Genomic DNA, 17,977 nt, shown 5'->3' with positions numbered 1-17,977 from the left:
GTCTCGTCGGACGGGCCGCCGCGGGCCCGGCGCGCGTCAGCGCAGCGGCTCGACGACGAGCACGTGCTGCGCGCCGGCGACGCGCGTGAGCACGAGGGTCGCCTCCGCGTCGCCCTTCGGCGAGAGCTGGGCGCGCAGCTGCTCGGGCGTCACGGCGGTGCCGCGCTTCTTGATCGTGAGGCGGCCCACGCCGCGCTCGCGCAGGTAGGCCTTGAGCCGCTTGAGGTTGAACGGCATGACGTCGAGCACGCGGTAGCCGGCGGCCAGCGGCGCCGTGCCGTCCGTGGGCGGCGGGGCGGGCTGGTCGGTCGTGACGTAGGCGATGGTGCGGTCCAGCAGCCGCCCGCCCAGCTCGGCGGCGGCGTGCGCCACGAGCCCGGCGCGGATGACGGCGCCGTCCGGTTCGTACAGGTAGGCGCCGACGGGGCCGACGTCGGGCACGAGCTCGGCGCCGTCGCCGTCCGCGCGCCGGTCGGCGCGCAGGGTGCGCGACGTCGTCGTCCCGCCGGACGTCGCGAGCACGAGCGCGGACCGTCCCGGCCCCGCGGGGGCGAGCGGCCCGAACCAGAGCCCCGCCTCGACGACGTCGCCGTCCACCGAGACCCACTGCGTCTCCGCGTCCTCGGGCAGCCCCTGGTGCGGGATGCCGGGCCCCACCTTGATCCCGAGGGCGGGGACCTGCGCGCGCAGGTCCCACACGGCGTCGAGCGGGGGAGCGTAGGCGGCCGGGTCGAACACCCGCCGGCCCCCGCGCGTGCGGCGGGCCGGGTCGGCGTAGACGCCGTCCACGCCCTCGGCGGCGAGGTCGAGCGCGAGGCCGTCGGCGTGCCGTACCTCGGCCTCGGGGAAGTACCGCAGGTTCACGGTGGCGAGCGCGGCGGTGACCTCGTCGACGTCGGTCGCGAGCACGTGCAGGCCGACGCCCGCGAACGCGAGCGCGTCGGCGCCGATCCCGCTGGTGAGGTCCGCGACCTTGGTGACGCCGGCGGCGAGGTAGCGGCGGGCGTGCAGGGCCGCGACCACGAGCCGGGTGGCCTGCTCGACGCCGTCGGGCGTGAAGAGCATCCCGTCCGCGAAGTCGCCGAGCTTGGCGCGGGCCTTGGCCCGCAGCCGTGACTGGGTGAGCGCGGCCGCCGCGAGGTCGGGGTCGACGCCGTCGGCCCGCAGCCGGGTGGCCAGGGACATGGCCTGCTTCTCGTCGTAGGGCGGCAGCGAGTTGACCAGCGCCCACCCGTCCGGGCTCAGCAGCTTGCTCACGGAGGAGGGGTCCATCGGGCCATCGTCTCAGGCGCGCGGGTGACGCCCTGGGCGAACGACTCGCCGACCTCTGGCACTCGACTTGTCAGAGTGCTAACGCCTGCCTAGATTTGTCGTCAGCGACCGCAAGGCTGTACCGGCACCCGCGACGACGGCCAGCCCTCGGACGCGACCTGGTCAATCAGCTAGTCCATCCACGCATCGCGAATCAAGGAGGTCCGACGTGTCGGTCCCCATCAAGCCGCTCGAGGACCGGATCGTCGTCAAGGCCATCGAGGCCGAGACCACGACCGCTTCCGGCCTGGTCATCCCGGACACCGCCAAGGAGAAGCCCCAGGAGGGCGAGGTCCTGGCCGTGGGCGAGGGTCGCTTCGACGACAAGGGCAACCGCGTCCCCGTCGACGTCAAGGTCGGTGACAAGGTCATCTACAGCAAGTACGGCGGCACCGAGGTCAAGTACGCCGGGGAGGACTACCTCGTCCTCTCCGCCCGCGACATCCTCGCGGTCGTCGTCGCCTGACGACGCCCAGCACGCAGAAGGCCTCGCACCGTCGTCGGTGCGGGGCCTTCGTGCTGTCAGCCGGTCTTGCGGGCGCTTCCGGCGAGGATCGCGGAGCGCTCGTCCTCGCTGAGGCCGCCCCACACCCCGTAGGGCTCCCGGACCCGGAGCGACTGCTCCCGGCACTGCATCATCACCGGGCACGAGCGGCAGATCGCCTTGGCCGCCTCGGCCCGGCGTCGACGCGTCGAACCGCGCTCACCCTCGGGGTGGAAGAACAACGTGTCGTCCGCGTCGCGGCAGGAGCCCTGGTACTGCCACTCCCACAGCTCCATCACCGGACCGGGAAGCCTCGAGATCTCCGTCATGGCGAACAACCTACAAGTTGTGCAGAAGTTGTTCAAGGTCCGATTTCGTGACCGGATTCGATGATTCAGTGTTCAACTTCACGGCCGTGGCTGAATGGGTTCGCCTGGCATCTGAACGGCTTTGACCTGCGCCGTCGACCATTACGGCGGCGCGCCCGGGGGAGCAGTGGCGACCCTCCGGTCCTCTCGGCAGAATCGACGCCATGACCTCATCCCGACCCGCTCCTCACGGGGGCGGGTCTCGCGCGTCGAGCGCGGGCCTCGCCGTCGCGGCGGTCGCCAGGCGCCTGGGGGTCGCTCCGGCGACCCTGCGCACGTGGGACCGTCGCTACGGGCTCGGCCCGTCCGCCCGCACCGCGGGATCGCACCGCCGCTACACGCCCGAGGACGTGGCGCGCCTGCTCGTCATGCGCCGGCTCACGCTCGAGGGCGTCGCGCCGGTCGACGCCGCGAAGGCCGCCCTCGAGGCGGGCGTCGAGGAGCTCGAGGAGGCGACCGAGGAGGCCGCAAGCGCCGGTGCCGAGGCGGACGACGGCGACGACGCGGAGCCCGACCCGGAGCGACCGGCGCCTGCCGCCGACGGTGACGCCCCGCGCGGGCGAGGCCACCTCCGCGCCCTGCCCGGGGGCGGCGAAGGAGCCTCCGCGGCTCCCGGTCACGTGCCCGGTGGGAGCGCTTCCGGCCGGGTGTCGGCCGTGGTGGACGCCGCCCTCGCCTACGACCAGGCCGGGTGCGACGACCTGCTCGCCATCCCGGCGCAGGGCGACCCCGCCGCCTGGTGGACCGAGATCGCGGAACCGGCCTGGCAGCGCGTCGCCCAGCGGACGGTGCTCGCCGGCCCGGGTGCGGTGCCCGAGGTGGTGCTCGCCACGGCGGCCCTGCGCGCGCTGCGCGACTTCACCGAGGCGTTCGAGCGCGCCATGGTCGCGGGTGGGGCCCCGCCGGCCAACCACCCGAGCCGGATGCGCAAGATCGTGCTCATCTTCGCCGCCCCCGACGAGGTGGTGCCGCTGTCCGCGCACGCCCTCGCCGCCGCCCTGACGGCGAAGGGGGCGACGGCGCGCATCGTGACCGGCCCCGCGAGCACGCACCGCTCGCTCGAGCTGGTGACGATGGTGCGGCCGGCGGCGCTCGTCCTCGCGACGGCGCAGCGGCGTCCCGACCTGGACCTCATCCACGCGGTGCACGAGGGCTTCGCCGAGCTCCCGGTCATCGTGAGCCTGCGGCGGGACGACGCCGCGAGCGAGCTGCCGCTGGCGGCCACCGTGCAGCGGGTGCGGTCGTTCACCGCGATGCTGCACGAGGCGCTCGCCGTCGTGACGTGATCCGTGAGGCGAGCCGTGACGTGAGGTCCGCCACGGCGGGGCCCCGAAGGCCGGACGGGCCGGAATAACGGGGCCGCCCAGAACGTAGACTCCTGTCATGACGGACTCGACCTCGCCCGCGCACGACCCGTTCGGATTCCTCGGCCTCACCTACGACGACGTCCTGCTGCTGCCGGGGTACTCCGACCTCGCCCCGTCGGACATCGACACCACCTCGCGCCTCACCCGCGAGATCTCCCTGCGCGTGCCGCTCGTCTCGGCCGCGATGGACACCGTCACCGAGTCGCGGATGGCGATCGCGATGGCCCGTCAGGGCGGCATCGGCGTGCTGCACCGCAACCTGTCGATCGAGGACCAGGCGTACCAGGTGGACCTGGTCAAGCGGACGCAGACCGGCATCATCTCCAACCCGGTGACGATCGGGCCGGACGCCACCCTCGAGGAGCTCGACAAGCGGGCGGGGGAGTACCGCATCTCCGGCTTCCCCGTGGTCGACGCGGGCGGCCACCTCACCGGCATCGTCACCAACCGCGACCTGCGCTTCACCCCGGTCGCCGAGTGGGCCACGACCAAGGTCTCCGAGGTCATGACGCCCGCTCCGCTCATCACCGGGCAGGCCGGCATCTCGCGCGAGGATGCCACGCTGCTGCTGCGCAAGCACAAGCTGGAGCGGCTGCCGCTGGTCGACGCGGAGGGCCGTCTCGCCGGCCTCATCACCGTCAAGGACTTCGTGAAGTCCGAGCAGTTCCCGAACGCGTCGAAGGACGGCCAGGGCCGCCTGCTCGTCGGCGCGGCGATCGGCTACTTCGGCGACGCGTGGGAGCGCGCGACGACGCTGGTCGACGCCGGCGTCGACGTGCTCGTCGCGGACACCGCGCACGGCAACGTGCGGATGCTCGTCGACATGGTCCGCAAGCTCAAGACCGACCCCGCCACCCGCCACGTGCAGGTGATCGGCGGCAACGTCGGGACGAAGGAGGGCGCGCAGACCTTCGTGGACGCGGGCGCGGATGCGATCAAGGTGGGTGTCGGCCCGGGCTCCATCTGCACCACGCGCATCGTGACCGGCGTCGGCGTCCCGCAGATCACCGCCGTGTACGAGGCGTCCCTGGCCGCGCGCGCCGCCGGTGTCCCGGTCATCGCCGACGGCGGCATGCGGCACTCGGGCGAGATCGGCAAGGCGCTCGTCGCGGGCGCGGAGACCGTCATGCTCGGCTCGATGCTCGCCGGCACCGAGGAGGCGCCGGGCGAGACGATCCTCGTCAACGGCAAGCAGTACAAGGCGTACCGCGGCATGGGCTCGATGGGCGCGATGTCGTCGCGCGGCAAGAAGTCCTACTCGAAGGACCGCTACTTCCAGGCCGAGGTCACCAGCGACGACATGATCGTGCCGGAGGGCATCGAGGGGCAGGTGCCGTACAAGGGCACGCTGAACACCGTCGCGCACCAGCTCGTCGGCGGGCTGCACCAGTCGATGTTCTACGTCGGCGCCAGCACCATCCCCGAGCTCCAGGCCAAGGGCCGGTTCGTGCGCATCACCTCCGCGTCGCTCAAGGAGAGCCACCCCCACGACGTGCAGATGACGGTCGAGGCGCCGAACTACGCCGGGTTCTGAGCCGACCCGCACGACGGTCACGACGGAGGCCCGGCACCCCAGGGGTGCCGGGCCTCCGTCGTCCCGCCGTCAGCTCGCCATGACGCGCGCGTGCAGGGCCTGGACCGCGTACCGGGCGGACCAGAACGCACCGTGCTGCCAGGCGGAGACCTCGGACATCCAGTCGCCCGCGAAGTAGACGCGACCGGCACCCTGTTGGAGCTGCTTGAACCCGGAGGACTCCGTGTTCGGGTAGGCCCACGCGCCCTCGATGTAGGGGACCTTGTGCCAGGCGATGGAGAACGACGACTCCAGCTCCGTGCGGTACTTCTCCCCGTGGATCTTCACGCCCTGCGCGACGGCGCGCCGCTCGCGCTCCCGGGGCGTGAGGTCGGCGTAGGTCCGGGCGTTCGTGCCGGTGTTGTAGTAGCCGACCACGAGGCCCTTGCGCTCCCCGTACCCGTACGAGGGGTACCAGACGTGCGCCAGGTCCATGTCGGTCTCGGTGATGCCGCCGTAGATGCGGTGGTCGTCCTCCCACCAGCGCGACCGGTACTGCAGGCCGATCTTGCCCGCGGGGGAGCCGGTCGAGAACTCGCCGAGCGCGGCGTCCACGCCCGCGCCCCAGTTCGTGTCCCAGCGGCGCATCACGCCCGCCGGCGCCGCCACGATCGCGAAGTCGGCCTCGATCTGCCGGGGGCGGCCGTGGCCGGGCGTGTAGGTGACCCGCACGCCGTGGCTCGTGTTCTCCACGGCGGTGACGGGGGAGCCGAAGTGCACGTTCTGCTTGCCGATGGCCCGCACGAAGTACTGGTAGGTCGTGTCCATGCCGCCCTTGGGCTGGAACATGAGCATCGACTGCTCCCAGTTGATCTCGAACGGGAAGTACTGCCCCACCTTCGAGGCGAGCACCTCCGAGACCGTGCCGGGGCCGGGCAGCGGCGTGCCGTGCTCGTTCCAGGCGGAGGGGTAGGTCGCGAACCCGCGGTTGTCCCCGCCCGCGTACGTGCCGTCGGCCTTGAGCGAGCCCCAGCTGCGCAGGAAGGACCGCAGGTTCTCCTTGTCCTCGGCGGTGAGCCGCTGATCCAGGGCGCCCTGGTCGGTGGCGTGGCTCAGCAGCTCGGAGGTGTAGCCGAAGACGTCGGCCTTGGCGGTGCGGTAGCGCACGGGGCGGCCCGGGGTCGCCCCGGTCTTCTCGTTGTAGAGGTACGCGTCGGCGTTCGCGTTGGTGAAGACCTCGTAGGGCACGCCCAGCTCGCGCAGGTAGTCCATCGTGACCATCCACTGCGCGATGCGGCCGGCGCCGGCGTTCATGTAGACGCCGTCGTCGAAGCGCGCCGTCTGGGTGACGCCGTCCACGTCCGTCTCGGAGTCGCCGCCGCGGATCGTCAGGGTGCGGCCGCCCGGCCGGTGCCGTGCCTCGAGCACCGTGACGCGGTAGCCGGCCTTCTGCAGCTCGTACGCGGACGCGAGGCCCGCCGGACCCGCGCCGACGACCACGACCTTCTTCGCCGCGCGGCCGGTGAGCGTGAAGTCGCTGCCCCGGGGCGGTGTCCAGGCCGCGGCCGTGGGCTGGGCGGCGGCCGTCGGGGCGAGCCCCATCGCCCCCATCGTGGCGAACATGACGCCGGCGCTGGAGCCGACGCCGACGGCCTGGAGGAAGCCGCGGCGGGAGACGCCGGACGGGCGGCCTTCGGTGACCCCGTCGGTGACCGTGTCAGAGACCATGTGGCACTACCTCTCGTGTCGAAAGGTCTGACGGACGGTCGCGGGCGGCCCTGGATGCCGGGCGCCGCCGTCAGCACCGGGCCCGACGGTAGGAGGTCCGCGTCACGGCCCGGGGTCGGCGGGGTTACCGTGTCGTCGCCCCGGGTAACGGGCGCGTTTCGACGGCGTCGCCCCAGGTCAGCGACTCGTGCGCGACCCGCCCCCGTCATCCGGCCGAAACGGTGCGCCCCTACGTTCCCCGCATGAAGAACACCACCAAGGTCGTCCTCGCCGTCGCCGTCACGACCGCCGTCGCCGTCCCTGCCACCGCCGTCGCGGGCGGCCGCCTCTTCGAGCCGAGGCCGACCGAGGCGCACTCCTTCGTCACCGGGGACACCCCGTCCATCGCCGACGGTGTGGCACTCGGGAAGAACGTGGCCTGGTACAAGTCGTCGGGTCTGGGGCCGTCCGCCCTGAACCGCGCGCCCGGCGCGACCGCCGAGGAGCGCTACGTGCCGACCGACGTCTTCCCCGGCGGCGAGCTGCCCGACGGGGTGACGCTCACCGAGGCCCAGGGGATCAACGCGCTGATGCGGATCGGGGAGAACCTCGAGCGCGCGGGCCTGTCCTACGACGACGTCGTCTCCATGCGCGTCTTCCTGCAGAACCCCGACGGCGAGGAGGCCATGGACTTCGCCGGCTGGAACCGCGCGTACCGGCAGTTCTTCGCCAACACGAACCTCGCCACCGGGGAGACGCTCGACGTCCAGCTCGGGTCGGCGGCCGGTGAGCCCATGGTCGTCAACGAGGCGCGGCCCTCCCGGTTCGCGCTGGAGATCGAGAACCTGCCCGTGGACGGCTGGCTGGTCGAGGTGGAGGTCGACGCGGTGTACGACCGGTAGGTCCGCCGCGCGAAAGGGCGTGACGTCAGGACGGCGTCGTGGTCGGCTGGGCACCATGGACCACGGTGCTCGGGCGGGAGAGCCCGCCGTCACGACCGACCAGGTCGCCGCGGGGCTGCGCGAGCTGGGGCTGGGCCGGTCGTCCACGGTGCTGGTGCACAGCTCGCTGCGCGCGTTCGGGCACGTCGACGGCGGCGCGGCGGCCGTCGCACGGGCGCTGGTCGACGTGTGCGGCACGGTCGTCGTCCCGGCGGACACGTGGGACCGGACCGGCGTCCCGGCCCCGCCCGGCCTCGAGCGGCCGTGGAACGCCTACGGGAACGCCGCGACGTGGGCCGAGCACGACGAGGCCGTCGCCCGTGCCGACGCGTTCGTCCCCGACCTGCCGGTCGACCGGGAGATGGGCGCCGTCCCGGAGGCCGTCCGCCTCGGCCACCCGCACCGGCGCACGGAGCACCCGCTCAAGGGCTTCGTCGCGACGGGGGAGCGGGCCGCCGACGTCGTCGGGGCGCAGACCCTCGACCACCCGCTGGCGCCGGTCGACGCCGTGGCGGACGCCGGCGGGGACGTGCTCCTCCTGGGGGTCGGGCACACGGCGAGCACGGCGATCCACCTCGCCGAGCAGCGCCGGGGCCGCGGGCTGTTCCACCGCTACGCGAAGGTCGGGCCCGGCGCCTGGGCCGAGCTGCCGAACCTGCCGGGGGAGAGTCACCGCTTCGACGAGCTCGAGCCCACGCTGCGGTCACGCACGCGCGAGGTCCGCGTCGGGCGTTCCCGCCTGCGCCGGACGGGCGTGGCCGACGTGCTCGCCGCGGCCCGTGCCGCCCTCCTGGCCGACCCGCGGGCGCTCCTGTGCGACGACCCGGGCTGTCGCTGCGCCGCCGCCTGGCGCGGTCAGGAGCCGGCGACGGCGCCCAGGTGAGCCGGGCCGGTGGACGCCGGCCAGGCGGGCGACGTGGGCGGTCGACCACCGGGCGTCGCGGCGCGCTCCGCGTTCACTCGCTCCGCCCACGCGCGGTGGGCGCCGGCCTGGGCGGCGTGCAGCGCGTCGAGCGCGGCGCTCCGGAGCCGCGGGTGGGCCACGAGCTGGGCGTCGAGGACGTCGAGCGTCGCGAGGACGTCGACGTCCGCCTGGTGGAGCTCGCCGTCGCCCTCGATCCCGTACAGGGCGCACAGGTCGCCGAGGCGCCGCTTGCCCTCCCGGGCGCGGTCCAGCCACCGGTCGAGGACGAGCGGGTCGAGCACCGGCGCGACGGGCCGGCCGAGCCGCTCGGGCACCGTCGGCAGCCCGTGGCGGGCCAGCTCCCTGTCCAGCAGGGACAGGTCGAACGACGCGTTGTAGGCGACGAGGGGGACGCCGCCGCGCACGTGGTGGACGAGGATCGCGGCGATCTCCTCGAGCGCCCCGACGGCGTCCTGGCCGTGCGCGCGGGCCTCGGCGGTGGAGATGCCGTGGATGGCCGTGGCCTCGGCAGGGATCTCGACGCCGGGGTCGAGCAGCCAGGTGCGCACGGACCGGCTGCCGTCCGGGCCGCGCAGCACGAGCGCGGCGGTCACGATGCGGTCGGCCTCGACGTCGAGCCCGGTGGTCTCCGTGTCGAAGCCGAGCAGGGGCCCGCGCGACCAGCCCGGGTCGGGAGCGGCCTGCGGTGCGTCGGGCTCCGCGTACGTCGTCATGCCCCCGGACTGTGCCACCGGCCACCGACAGCACGCGCCGGTAGGCTGTCCGGGTGAGCAACGAGATCGAGATCGGGCGCGGAAAGCGCGGCCGCCGCGCATACTCCTTCGACGACATCGCGATCGTGCCCTCGCGGCGCACGCGCGACCCGAAGGACGTGTCCGTGGAGTGGCAGATCGACGCCTACCACTTCGACCTGCCGATCATGTCGGCGCCGATGGACTCCGTGATGAGCCCCGCCACCGCGGTGGCGCTGGGGAACCACGGCGGCCTGGGCGTCCTCGACCTCGAGGGCCTGTGGACGCGGTACGAGTCGCCCGAGACGCTGCTCGCCGAGATCCGCGACCTGCCCGCCGACCGCGCGACGCAGCGCATGCAGGAGATCTACGCCGAGCCGATCAAGGCCGAGCTCATCACGCAGCGCCTCAAGGAGGTCCGCGCCGCGGGCGTGACCGTGGCCGGCGCGCTGTCCCCGCAGCGCACGCAGGAGCACTACCAGACGGTGGTCGACGCCGGCGTGGACCTGTTCGTCATCCGCGGCACCACGGTCTCGGCCGAGCACGTGTCCGGCAACGCCGAGCCGCTCAACCTCAAGCGGTTCATCTACGAGCTCGACGTGCCCGTCGTCGTCGGCGGCGCGTCCACCTACACCGCGGCGCTCCACCTCATGCGCACGGGTGCGGCCGGCGTCCTGGTCGGCTTCGGCGGCGGCGCCGCCCACACCACGCGCGTGGGCCTCGGCATCCACGCGCCGATGGCGACGGCCGTCTCCGACGTCGCCGCGGCCCGCCGCGACTACCTCGACGAGTCCGGCGGCCGGTACGTGCACGTCATCGCCGACGGCGGCGTGGGCCGCTCCGGCGACATCGTCAAGGCCGTGGCCTGCGGCGCCGACGCCGTCATGCTGGGCGCCGCGCTCGCCCGCGCCGAGGAGGCGCCGGGCCAGGGCTGGCACTGGGGGCCCGAGGCCCACCACCCGGCGCTGCCGCGCGGCGAGCGCGTCGAGGTCGGCACGGCCGGCACGCTCGAGCAGGTCCTGTTCGGGCCGAGCGGCTCCGCCGACGGCACCCTGAACCTCGTCGGCGCCCTGCGCCGGGCCATGGCCACGACCGGCTACTCCGACCTCAAGGAGTTCCAGCGGGTCGAGGTCGTCGTCTCCCCGTACCAGCCGCGGTGATCCCCTGATGACGGCCGACGCCACGACCCGGGACGCGCTCGCCGTCGCGTTCCGGGAGGTCGGGGACGGCGACGTCGAGCAGGTCGTCGCGCTGTGGGAGGCCTGCGGCCTGACCCGGCCGTGGAACGACCCGCGGCGCGACGTCGCCGACGCGCGCCGCACCCCGACGTCGACCGTCCTGGTCGGTGTGGCGGGCGACCGGGTCGTGTCCTCCGCGCTCGCCGGGTACGACGGGCACCGCGGCTGGCTGTACTACGTCGCGGTCGACCCGCAGGAGCAGGGGAGCGGTCTCGGCCGCGCCACGGTGGCCGCCGCCGAGGACTGGCTCCGCGCGGCCGGGGCGCGCAAGGTGCAGCTCATGGTCCGCGCCACGAACGCACAGGTGGTGGGCTTCTACGACCGCCTCGGGTACGGCGACCAGGAGACGGTCGTGCTCGGGAAGTGGTTCGACGGGTCGCGCTGAGAGCGAACGACCCGGACGAACGGGGACGACGGTTGCCGCGGTGTCGGGCGACCCGCGTAGGGTGTCGGCCATGTCCACCGCGCACGAGGGCGAAGGCGCTCTCGGGGAACTTCTTGACCCCGAGCTGCCCGCCGCCACCTATGTCCTGGAGCCCGACGTCGTGGAGCCGCTGACGCGGCGCATCGTCACGTCCCACACCGTCGGGACGCACCGCTCGATCCTCCCCTTCACGGGTGCCCCGTTGGCGACGTTCCCCCTGTCGTCGCCCGACGACGTCGCGTCGGCCGCGGCCCGCGCCCGGGCCGCGCAGCCCGGGTGGGCGCGCGCGACGCTGCGCGAGCGCACGGCCGTGCTGGAACGACTGGGCGCCCTGGTGCTGGAGCGGCAGTCGGAGATCCTCGACCTGATCCAGATGGAGTCGGGCAAGGCGCGGCGCAGCGCGTTCGAGGAGGTCGCGGACGTCGCGATCGCGTGCCGGCACTACGCCGTGCGCGGCCCGGGGTACCTCGGCGAGCGGCGCGTGCCGGGCATGCTGCCGGTGCTCACGGGCGTGCGCGTGCACCGCCGTCCCGTCGGCGTGGTCGGCGCGATCGCGCCGTGGAACTACCCGCTGTCCCTGGTCCTGTCCGAGGCGATCCCGGCCCTGCTGGCGGGGAACGCGGTGGTGCTCAAGCCGGACCCGCAGACCACCCTGTCGGCCCTGTGGACCGCCGAGCTGCTGCAGGAGGCGGGGCTGCCCGACGACCTGTTCCTCGTCGTCGCCGGCGGCGGGGACGTCGGCGCGGCGCTCGTGGAGCACGTGGACCACATCGCCTTCACCGGCTCGACGGAGACGGGTCGCAAGGTCGCGGCGCGCGCCGGGGAGCGGCTCATCGGCACGACGCTGGAGCTGGGCGGCAAGAACCCGCTGTACGTCGCGGCCGACGCGGACCTGGACTCGGCCGTGCCCGGCGTGGTGCGGGCCTGCTTCTCGAACGCCGGCCAGCTGTGCATGTCGATCGAGCGCCTGGTGCTGCACGAGCGGATCGCGGACGCGTTCCTCGAGCGGTTCGCCGTCGCGGTGCGCGACCTCGTCCTGGGCACCGGGCTCGACTACACCGCCGACGTGGGCTCGCTGGTCTCCGCCGCGCAGCTCGAGCGCGTCACCCGGCACGTGGACGACGCGCTCGCGAAGGGCGCCCGCGCGGTCGTCGGCGGGGTGCACCGCTCCGACGTCGGCCCGTACTTCTACGCACCGACCGTGCTGGACGACGTCCCCGCGGACGCCCTGTGCGCCCGCGAGGAGACGTTCGGCCCGGTCGTGGCGGTGACCCGCGTGGCGTCGGACGACGAGGCGGTGCGCGTCATGAACGACACCGAGTTCGGGCTGAACGCGAGCATCTGGTCCACCGACGTCGCCCGGGCCCGGCGCCTGGCGGCGCGCGTGCAGTCCGGCACCGTCGTGATCAACGACGGGTACGCCTCGGCCTGGGGCTCCGCGGCCGCGCCGATGGGCGGCTTCAAGTCCTCCGGGCAGGGCCGCCGGCACGGGCGCGAGGGCATCGAGGCCGTCACCGAGGTGCAGACCGTCGCCGTCCAGCGCGGCGCCCGGCTCGGGCTGTCCCTCGACACGCTGTACGCGCTCGGCGGGGAGACGCCGAGCCGCGTGCTGTCCGTCGCGCTCGGCGCGATGCGGCGGCTGCGCCTGCCGTAGCCCGCTCAGGGCCGGGCGAGGAAGGAGCCCAGCGCGGCCTGCGCCGCGGGCTCGCCGAGCAGGCGGGTGAACACCGCGCCCTCGGTGTCGATCCGCTCGAGCACGGCGGCCTGCGTGCCGGACCTGAGGAGGCGCTTGGTCCCGACGAGCGCCGCGACGGGCTTCGCGGCCAGCCGGGCGGCCTGCGCGCGGGCGAGGCCGAGCACCTCGGCGTCCGGCAGCACCCGGTTGACCAGGCCGGCGTCGAGAGCCGCGGCGGCGGTGAACGGCTCCCCGAGCAGCAGGGCCGCCGCGGCGCGCTGGTGCCCGACGACCTGCGGCAGCAGCAGGCTGGACCCCGCCTCGGGGACCAGCCCGAGGTCCACGAACGGGAAGAGGAGCGTCGCGCCCTCGCCCGCGTACACGAGGTCGCAGTGCAGCAGCATCGTCGCGCCGACCCCGACGGCCGGGCCGCAGACCCCGGCGACGAGCGGCTTGGGGAACCGCGCGATCGTGCGCAGGAAGCGGAACGCCGGGTCGTCCGTGCCGGCCTGCGGGCGGTCCAGGAAGTCGCCGATGTCGTTGCCCGCGCAGAACACGGTCTCGTCGCCCTGCAGCACCACGGCCCGGACGTCCGCGTCGGCCTCCGCCGCGTCGAGGGCGTCGGCCAGCGCGGCGTACATCGCGGTGGTGAGCGCGTTCTTCTTCGCGGGCCGGTTCAGGGTCACCGTGGCGACGCCCTCGGCGGCGCTGGTGAGGACGTCGTCGGTCATGCCGCGACGATAGCGGCCGCCGTGGCTCCCGTCCGGGTCTTCGTCAGAGCTCGCGGACCGCCGCGCGCCACGACGCCGGGATCTCTCGCACGTGCCACCACACCCACTGCCGGGGCCTCGCGCTCGCCGCCGAGACGCCCACGCCCTGCGCGTCCAGACCCGCGCGGTTGCAGCTGAACAGGGCGCGGCGCAGGTGGTAGTCCTGCGTGACGACGACGGCGGTGCGCGCACCCAGCTCGGCGGTACGGCGGCAGGACGCCGTCGTGTCGAGGCCCTCGCGGTCCAGCGTCAGCGCCTCGTCCGGCACGCCCCGCCCGAGGATCCACTCGCGCATGGAGGCGGGCTCGTCGTAGGGGGTGCCGTCCCGGCGTGGCTGCCCGTCGCCGCTGAGCACCACCCGGTCGGCGACGCCGGCGTGGTACAGCTCCGCCGCCGCGTCCAGGCGGCGCTGCAGGTACGGCGAGGGGGTGCCGTCGGGCCGGATGCCCGCCCCGAGCACGAGGATCGCGTCCACCGGCTCGACGGCTTCGACGGACGGCCGGACCCGCGCCTGGCCGGTCAGCTGCACCCAGGCGACCGGCACGACGACGGCCAGGGCGAGCGCCCCGGCGGTCGCGGCGGAGACCCGCAGCGCACGACGGCGCCGGGCACGGACGGGGAGCGAGGCCGGGATCGGGTCCGTGGCGGGCGGGGTCGAGGTCACGCCCGCAACCTACGTCAGGGGCGGAGGGCGGCGCGCTCGGCGCGCAGGTTGCGTCCCGCGGCGTCGGCCCACCGGGACACGGCTGCGGGCGAGCGGTACAGCCTCGGCAGCCCGGCGAGCTGGTCCAGGATGGCGGCCCGCCCGGCGCGGAACGCGTCGTCGGGCACGTGGCCGTACTCGGCGCGGACCTGGGCCGCGTAGCGCGCGTACCGGCCGGGCTCGGCGCCGAGGACGGAGAGGTCCGCGTCGCTGACCAGGGCGCCCGTGGCGTCCGCCGTCACGGGGTCGTGGGCCGTGGTCACCAGCACGAGCCGGGCGACCTCGGCGACGTCGCTCTCCCCGAGCGCGCGACCCGTGCCCGCCGGCCGGACGGCGCCCGTCAGCGGGCCGAGCGCCGCGCCGACCAGCGCCGCCGACCGTTCCTCGTCCCGGCCCGCCTCGCCGTCGTGCACCGCGTCGTGGAACCACAGCGCGGCCGCCGCGTGCCAGCGCGAGCCGGGCGCGCCGTCGGCGACGAGGAGGTCCAGGGCGTCGAGGGAGTCGGCCAGGTGCAGGCGCGAGTGGTACACCCGGTGCGGCTCGCGCCAGCGGCCCACGAGGTCGGTCCCGACGTCGTGCGCCGCGGCGGGCGCGGCCCGCGCGCCGTCGCCCGGCTCCCACAGCGTCGCCCACCGGGCGAGCAGCTCGTCGTGGGACGCGCGCCGCCGCTCGCGGCCGGGCACCCGCAGGACGGAGGCGGCGAGGCGGCGGGACAGCTCGCCGCCGGTCACGGGCACGGCCCCGGCGGCCACCAGGGCGTCGTGGCGCTCGGCGGGGACGTCGTAGTGGTCGAGGTCGAAGGCCCGGTCGCCCACGCCCTGGGCGCGCGCGAACGAGCGGAGCTCGTGCAGCGACGTGTCCGAGACCAGGTGCGACCAGAGGGTGCCGTGCGCCGGCCAGGCGGGCGGGTCGAGCAGGAGCGTCATCGCCGCACCCGCCGGACGGTCAGGGCGCCGGGGACGTCGAGCCGGTCGCCGAGGTCCTCGCCCCGCGCGAACGCGCCCCACACGGCGCGCACCCGCCGCGCGGAGCGCTGGAGGTCGTCCCACGACGCCCCGTCCGTGAGCGCCGCCGTCGCCCACGCCTTCTCGTCGCCGAACAGCAGCGGCAGGTCGACCGTGTGCGCGGCACCCCACGGGTTGCCCGGCGCGGCCCACGTCACGACGTACCGGTAGGCGGTGCCGCCGGCCGCCGCGTGCCGGGCCGCGAACCGGCGCGCGGGCCGCCCGTAGACGGCCGCGGTGACGGCGGCGACCATCGCGCGTCGCATCCCCGGCCCGACGACGGGCAGCGCGGCGAGCCGGCGGACCGCGGGGATCCGGCGGACGAACAGCCGCGCCTCCTCGGCCGTGCTCCCGACGAGCAGCGCGACCTGCGGCGCGGCGGCGTCCCAGGCGGCGTCGACCTCGTCCTCGGGCGGCAGCGGGTCGTGACCGTACTGGGTGCCGAACGGCATCGCGGCGCGCAGGCCGGCCCCCGTCGCCGCCCGGGCGACCCGCGCCTCCGCCGCCACGACGTCCGCCACGGGCGTCCGGGGCGAGATGCCCGCGGCCGCGCGCGCCATGGCGGCGTTCATCCGTGCCCGTCCGCGGGAGATGCCGAGCGGCGCGCTCTGCACGATCGCGCGGGAGACCAGGGCGGCCGCGGCGGGCACGGCCAGGAGGTGCGCCACCGCGTCGCCGCCGGCGGACTGCCCGAACACCGTGACCCGCCCCGGGTCGCCGCCGAACGCGGCGATGTTGCGGTGCACCCAGCGCAGCGCCTCGAGCTGGTCGAGCAGCCCCAGGTTCGCGGGCCGCTCGGGGCCGCCGTCGCCGAGGTAGCCGAGCAGGCCGAGCCGGTAGGTGACGGACACGACGACGACCCGCTGCTCGGCGACCAACGGCCGCGGGTCCATGATCGGCAGGTCGCCCGCGCCGGAGGTGTACGAGCCGCCGTGGATCCACACCATGACGGGCAGCCGGTCGTCGGGGCGCACGTCGGCGGGCAGGTCGGCGGGCATCGTCACGGACAGGCGCTGGCAGTGCTCGTCGCCCGGGACGCCGGCCCCCGGCGCCCCCAGCACCTCGTCGAGGAACGGGACCGGCGCCTGCGGGCAGGCGGGCGACCACTGCGTCGCCTCGTACGGTGCGACGCGATCGGGGACCGGCACGGGCCGCTCGAACCGGTCCGCGCGGGCGTACGGGATGCCGGTGGCCCGGACGACGTCGTCGTCCGCCCAGCCGTCGACCGGTCCGCAGGGAGGCGTGAAGCGCAGCATCGCGGTCGAGACTAACCCCGGCGGGTGGCGCCGTCGTCGTCGTGGGGCAGGTCGTCGGGCGGGTCGTGGGGCAGATGGTCGGGCAGGTCGTCGATGGCACGCCGCACCTCGCCGACGATCCGTGCCATCGCGGCCTCGGCGGCGTCGGGGTCGTGCTCGGCCACCGCCCGGGCGACGGCCTCGTGCTGGTCGAGCGCCTCGGGCGCGGGGGAGGGCGGCATGAGGCCGAGGTGCGTCCGCCCGGCGAGGACCTCGGCGACGACGTCGGCCAGGGGGCCGAACATCTCGTTGCCGCTGGAGCGCAGCAGCAGCTCGTGCATGCGGACGTCGAGGGCGAGGAACTCGGTGAGGTCGCCAGCCTCGCCGAGGGTGCGCATCCGGCGGGCGAGGTCCACGAGCTCGCCCCGCACCTGCGGGGTGGCGTGGCGGGCGGCGCCGGCGGCGGCGAGCGGCTCGACCGCGTGCCGCAGCTCGGTGAGGCTCCGCAGCTGCGCGTCCCGGCCGGGGCCCTGCAGCCGCCAGCGGATGACGCGCGGGTCGAGCACGTTCCAGTCCTCCATGCCGAGCACCACGAGGCCGACCCGGCGCCGCGAGCGCACCATCCCGAGGCCCTCGAGCATCCGCATCACCTCGCGTGCCACGGTCCGCGAGACCCCGTGCTCGGCGCCGATCCCGTCGAGCGTGAGGGGGCTGCCCGCGGGGACGTCGCCGCTGGTGATCGCGCGGCCGAGCGCGTCGAGCACTCCGGCGTGCAGGGACGGTGACGACATGGGCGGAGCCTATCGACGTCCGGTCGGCTGAGCGATTGGTGTGACCAGTCTTGTCAAAGGTAGTACCAATGAGGCATCCTCGGACGACGCGGTGACGCAGCAGTCGCCGCGGGGCCCGCCCCGGCGGGTCGCCGACCGAACAGGGAAGTCGAGATGGACACTGTCGTCATGGACGCCACCGGTGACGCGCGGGCCGAGAGCGCGCCGCGGCCGCCGGTCGCCGGGCACCTCGTCGTGATGGGCGTCGCCGGCTCGGGCAAGACCACGATCGCCGGGCTCCTCGCCGCGCGCCTCGGCCTCGACGTCGCCGAGGCCGACGAGTTCCACCCCCAGGCCAACATCGACAAGATGTCGGCGGGCACGCCCCTCACCGACGCCGACCGCGCCCCCTGGCTCGCCGCCATCCGCGACTGGCTGACCGGCGAGACCGACGCCGGCAGGTCCGCCGTCGTCACCTGCTCGGCGCTCAAGCGCACCTACCGCGACGTGCTGCGCGGCGCGCACGGCCGGGTGCGGTTCGTCCACCTCGACGGCAGCCCCGAGCTCCTCGCCGACCGCATGGCGCACCGCAGCGGGCACTTCATGCCCCCGGCGCTCCTGCCGTCCCAGCTCGCCACGCTCGAGCCGCTCACCGGCGACGAGGACGGCATCCGGATCGACGTCGCCGCGGCGCCGGAGCAGATCGTCGACTCCGTGCTCGGCTGGCTCGCCGACCAGGCCTGAGCCACCGGCCCGACCCACCGGCCCGATTCACCGGCCCGACGCACCGGAGCCGCGCGCTCCCGCCGGC

Annotated in this window: 18 protein-coding genes; 9 read left to right on the top strand and 9 right to left on the bottom strand. The window is 75.0% G+C overall.

What is annotated here, in order from left to right; all coding sequences use genetic code 11:
• Positions 1-36: 36 nt before the first annotated feature.
• Positions 37-1,272 (bottom strand): SAM-dependent methyltransferase, encoded by a 1,236-nt coding sequence (locus ACFQ8Y_RS19435; protein ID WP_430564231.1) that lies wholly within the window; start codon positions 1,270-1,272, stop codon positions 37-39.
• A 208-nt stretch (positions 1,273-1,480) separates the two neighbouring features.
• Between ACFQ8Y_RS19435 and groES the strand changes: the two genes are divergently transcribed.
• Entirely contained in the window at positions 1,481-1,777 is a 297-nt protein-coding gene (groES, locus tag ACFQ8Y_RS19430) for a co-chaperone GroES (protein ID WP_079572552.1), read from the top strand.
• Positions 1,778-1,833: 56 nt separating this feature from the next.
• On the opposite strand, the gene ACFQ8Y_RS19425 is transcribed toward groES, so the two are convergent.
• Positions 1,834-2,124, bottom strand: a complete 291-nt coding sequence (locus ACFQ8Y_RS19425; RefSeq protein WP_166845770.1) for a WhiB family transcriptional regulator — start codon at positions 2,122-2,124, stop codon at positions 1,834-1,836.
• A gap of 203 nt (positions 2,125-2,327) precedes the next feature.
• Here ACFQ8Y_RS19425 and ACFQ8Y_RS19420 point away from each other — a divergent pair, with 203 nt between their 5' ends.
• On the top strand, positions 2,328-3,449 hold the full coding sequence (locus ACFQ8Y_RS19420) for a MerR family transcriptional regulator (protein WP_430586479.1): 1,122 nt from the start codon (positions 2,328-2,330) through the stop codon (positions 3,447-3,449).
• A 97-nt stretch (positions 3,450-3,546) separates the two neighbouring features.
• A complete protein-coding gene (gene guaB, locus ACFQ8Y_RS19415; protein WP_430550446.1) occupies positions 3,547-5,064 on the top strand; it encodes an IMP dehydrogenase in 1,518 nt (505 codons plus the stop codon).
• A gap of 69 nt (positions 5,065-5,133) precedes the next feature.
• Here guaB and ACFQ8Y_RS19410 read toward each other — a convergent pair whose 3' ends face one another.
• Positions 5,134-6,771 (bottom strand): flavin monoamine oxidase family protein, encoded by a 1,638-nt coding sequence (locus ACFQ8Y_RS19410; protein WP_430586478.1) that lies wholly within the window; start codon positions 6,769-6,771, stop codon positions 5,134-5,136.
• 242 nt (positions 6,772-7,013) lie between these two features.
• Here ACFQ8Y_RS19410 and ACFQ8Y_RS19405 point away from each other — a divergent pair, with 242 nt between their 5' ends.
• Positions 7,014-7,652 carry a Rid family hydrolase gene (locus tag ACFQ8Y_RS19405; RefSeq protein ID WP_430550444.1) on the top strand — a complete coding sequence of 213 codons (639 nt, stop codon included), beginning with the start codon at positions 7,014-7,016 and terminating at the stop codon, positions 7,650-7,652.
• A gap of 55 nt (positions 7,653-7,707) precedes the next feature.
• Positions 7,708-8,574, top strand: a complete 867-nt coding sequence (locus ACFQ8Y_RS19400; RefSeq protein ID WP_430550443.1) for an AAC(3) family N-acetyltransferase — start codon at positions 7,708-7,710, stop codon at positions 8,572-8,574.
• Here ACFQ8Y_RS19400 and ACFQ8Y_RS19395 read toward each other — a convergent pair.
• Complete coding sequence (locus ACFQ8Y_RS19395; protein WP_430550442.1) at positions 8,547-9,329, bottom strand: exonuclease domain-containing protein; 783 nt, start codon at positions 9,327-9,329, stop codon at positions 8,547-8,549. The two genes, ACFQ8Y_RS19400 and ACFQ8Y_RS19395, sit on opposite strands and share 28 nt — an antisense overlap.
• 53 nt (positions 9,330-9,382) lie before the next feature.
• Between ACFQ8Y_RS19395 and ACFQ8Y_RS19390 the strand changes: the two genes are divergently transcribed.
• The 3 genes from ACFQ8Y_RS19390 (at position 9,383) to ACFQ8Y_RS19380 (ending at position 12,663) form a co-directional block, all read left to right on the top strand.
• Positions 9,383-10,507 carry a GuaB3 family IMP dehydrogenase-related protein gene (locus ACFQ8Y_RS19390; protein WP_430550441.1) on the top strand — a complete coding sequence of 375 codons (1,125 nt, stop codon included), beginning with the start codon at positions 9,383-9,385 and terminating at the stop codon, positions 10,505-10,507.
• A gap of 7 nt (positions 10,508-10,514) precedes the next feature.
• Positions 10,515-10,970 carry a GNAT family acetyltransferase gene (locus ACFQ8Y_RS19385; protein ID WP_430550440.1) on the top strand — a complete coding sequence of 152 codons (456 nt, stop codon included), beginning with the start codon at positions 10,515-10,517 and terminating at the stop codon, positions 10,968-10,970.
• Positions 10,971-11,040: 70 nt separating this feature from the next.
• Entirely contained in the window at positions 11,041-12,663 is a 1,623-nt protein-coding gene (locus ACFQ8Y_RS19380) for a succinic semialdehyde dehydrogenase (RefSeq protein WP_430550439.1), read from the top strand.
• Positions 12,664-12,668: 5 nt separating this feature from the next.
• On the opposite strand, the gene ACFQ8Y_RS19375 is transcribed toward ACFQ8Y_RS19380, so the two are convergent.
• The 5 genes from ACFQ8Y_RS19375 to ACFQ8Y_RS19355 are packed head-to-tail and all read right to left on the bottom strand — an operon-like array spanning position 12,669 to position 17,187.
• The gene (locus ACFQ8Y_RS19375) at positions 12,669-13,415 is read right to left on the bottom strand and encodes an enoyl-CoA hydratase (RefSeq protein WP_430550438.1); all 747 of its coding nucleotides are present in this window, start codon (positions 13,413-13,415) and stop codon (positions 12,669-12,671) included.
• Between the two features lie 43 nt (positions 13,416-13,458).
• A complete protein-coding gene (locus ACFQ8Y_RS19370) occupies positions 13,459-14,118 on the bottom strand; it encodes a vancomycin high temperature exclusion protein (protein ID WP_430564566.1) in 660 nt (219 codons plus the stop codon).
• A gap of 14 nt (positions 14,119-14,132) precedes the next feature.
• The gene (locus ACFQ8Y_RS19365; protein ID WP_430586477.1) at positions 14,133-15,083 is read right to left on the bottom strand and encodes a DUF4031 domain-containing protein; all 951 of its coding nucleotides are present in this window, start codon (positions 15,081-15,083) and stop codon (positions 14,133-14,135) included.
• Positions 15,080-16,417 (bottom strand): carboxylesterase family protein, encoded by a 1,338-nt coding sequence (locus ACFQ8Y_RS19360; protein ID WP_430550435.1) that lies wholly within the window; start codon positions 16,415-16,417, stop codon positions 15,080-15,082. The genes ACFQ8Y_RS19365 and ACFQ8Y_RS19360 overlap by 4 nt, the downstream gene beginning before the upstream one ends.
• An 11-nt stretch (positions 16,418-16,428) precedes the next feature.
• On the bottom strand, positions 16,429-17,187 hold the full coding sequence (locus ACFQ8Y_RS19355) for a FadR/GntR family transcriptional regulator (RefSeq protein WP_430550434.1): 759 nt from the start codon (positions 17,185-17,187) through the stop codon (positions 16,429-16,431).
• A gap of 168 nt (positions 17,188-17,355) precedes the next feature.
• Between ACFQ8Y_RS19355 and ACFQ8Y_RS19350 the strand changes: the two genes are divergently transcribed.
• Complete coding sequence (locus ACFQ8Y_RS19350) at positions 17,356-17,910, top strand: gluconokinase (RefSeq protein ID WP_430586476.1); 555 nt, start codon at positions 17,356-17,358, stop codon at positions 17,908-17,910.
• Positions 17,911-17,977 lie beyond the last annotated feature (67 nt).

The sequence above is a fragment of the Isoptericola sp. NPDC056605 genome, assembly GCF_042792795.1.
Lineage (GTDB): Bacteria > Actinomycetota > Actinomycetes > Actinomycetales > Cellulomonadaceae > Isoptericola.
The sequence above is the reverse complement of the archived record's forward strand: the minus strand, read 5'-3'. Positions and strand labels throughout refer to the sequence as shown.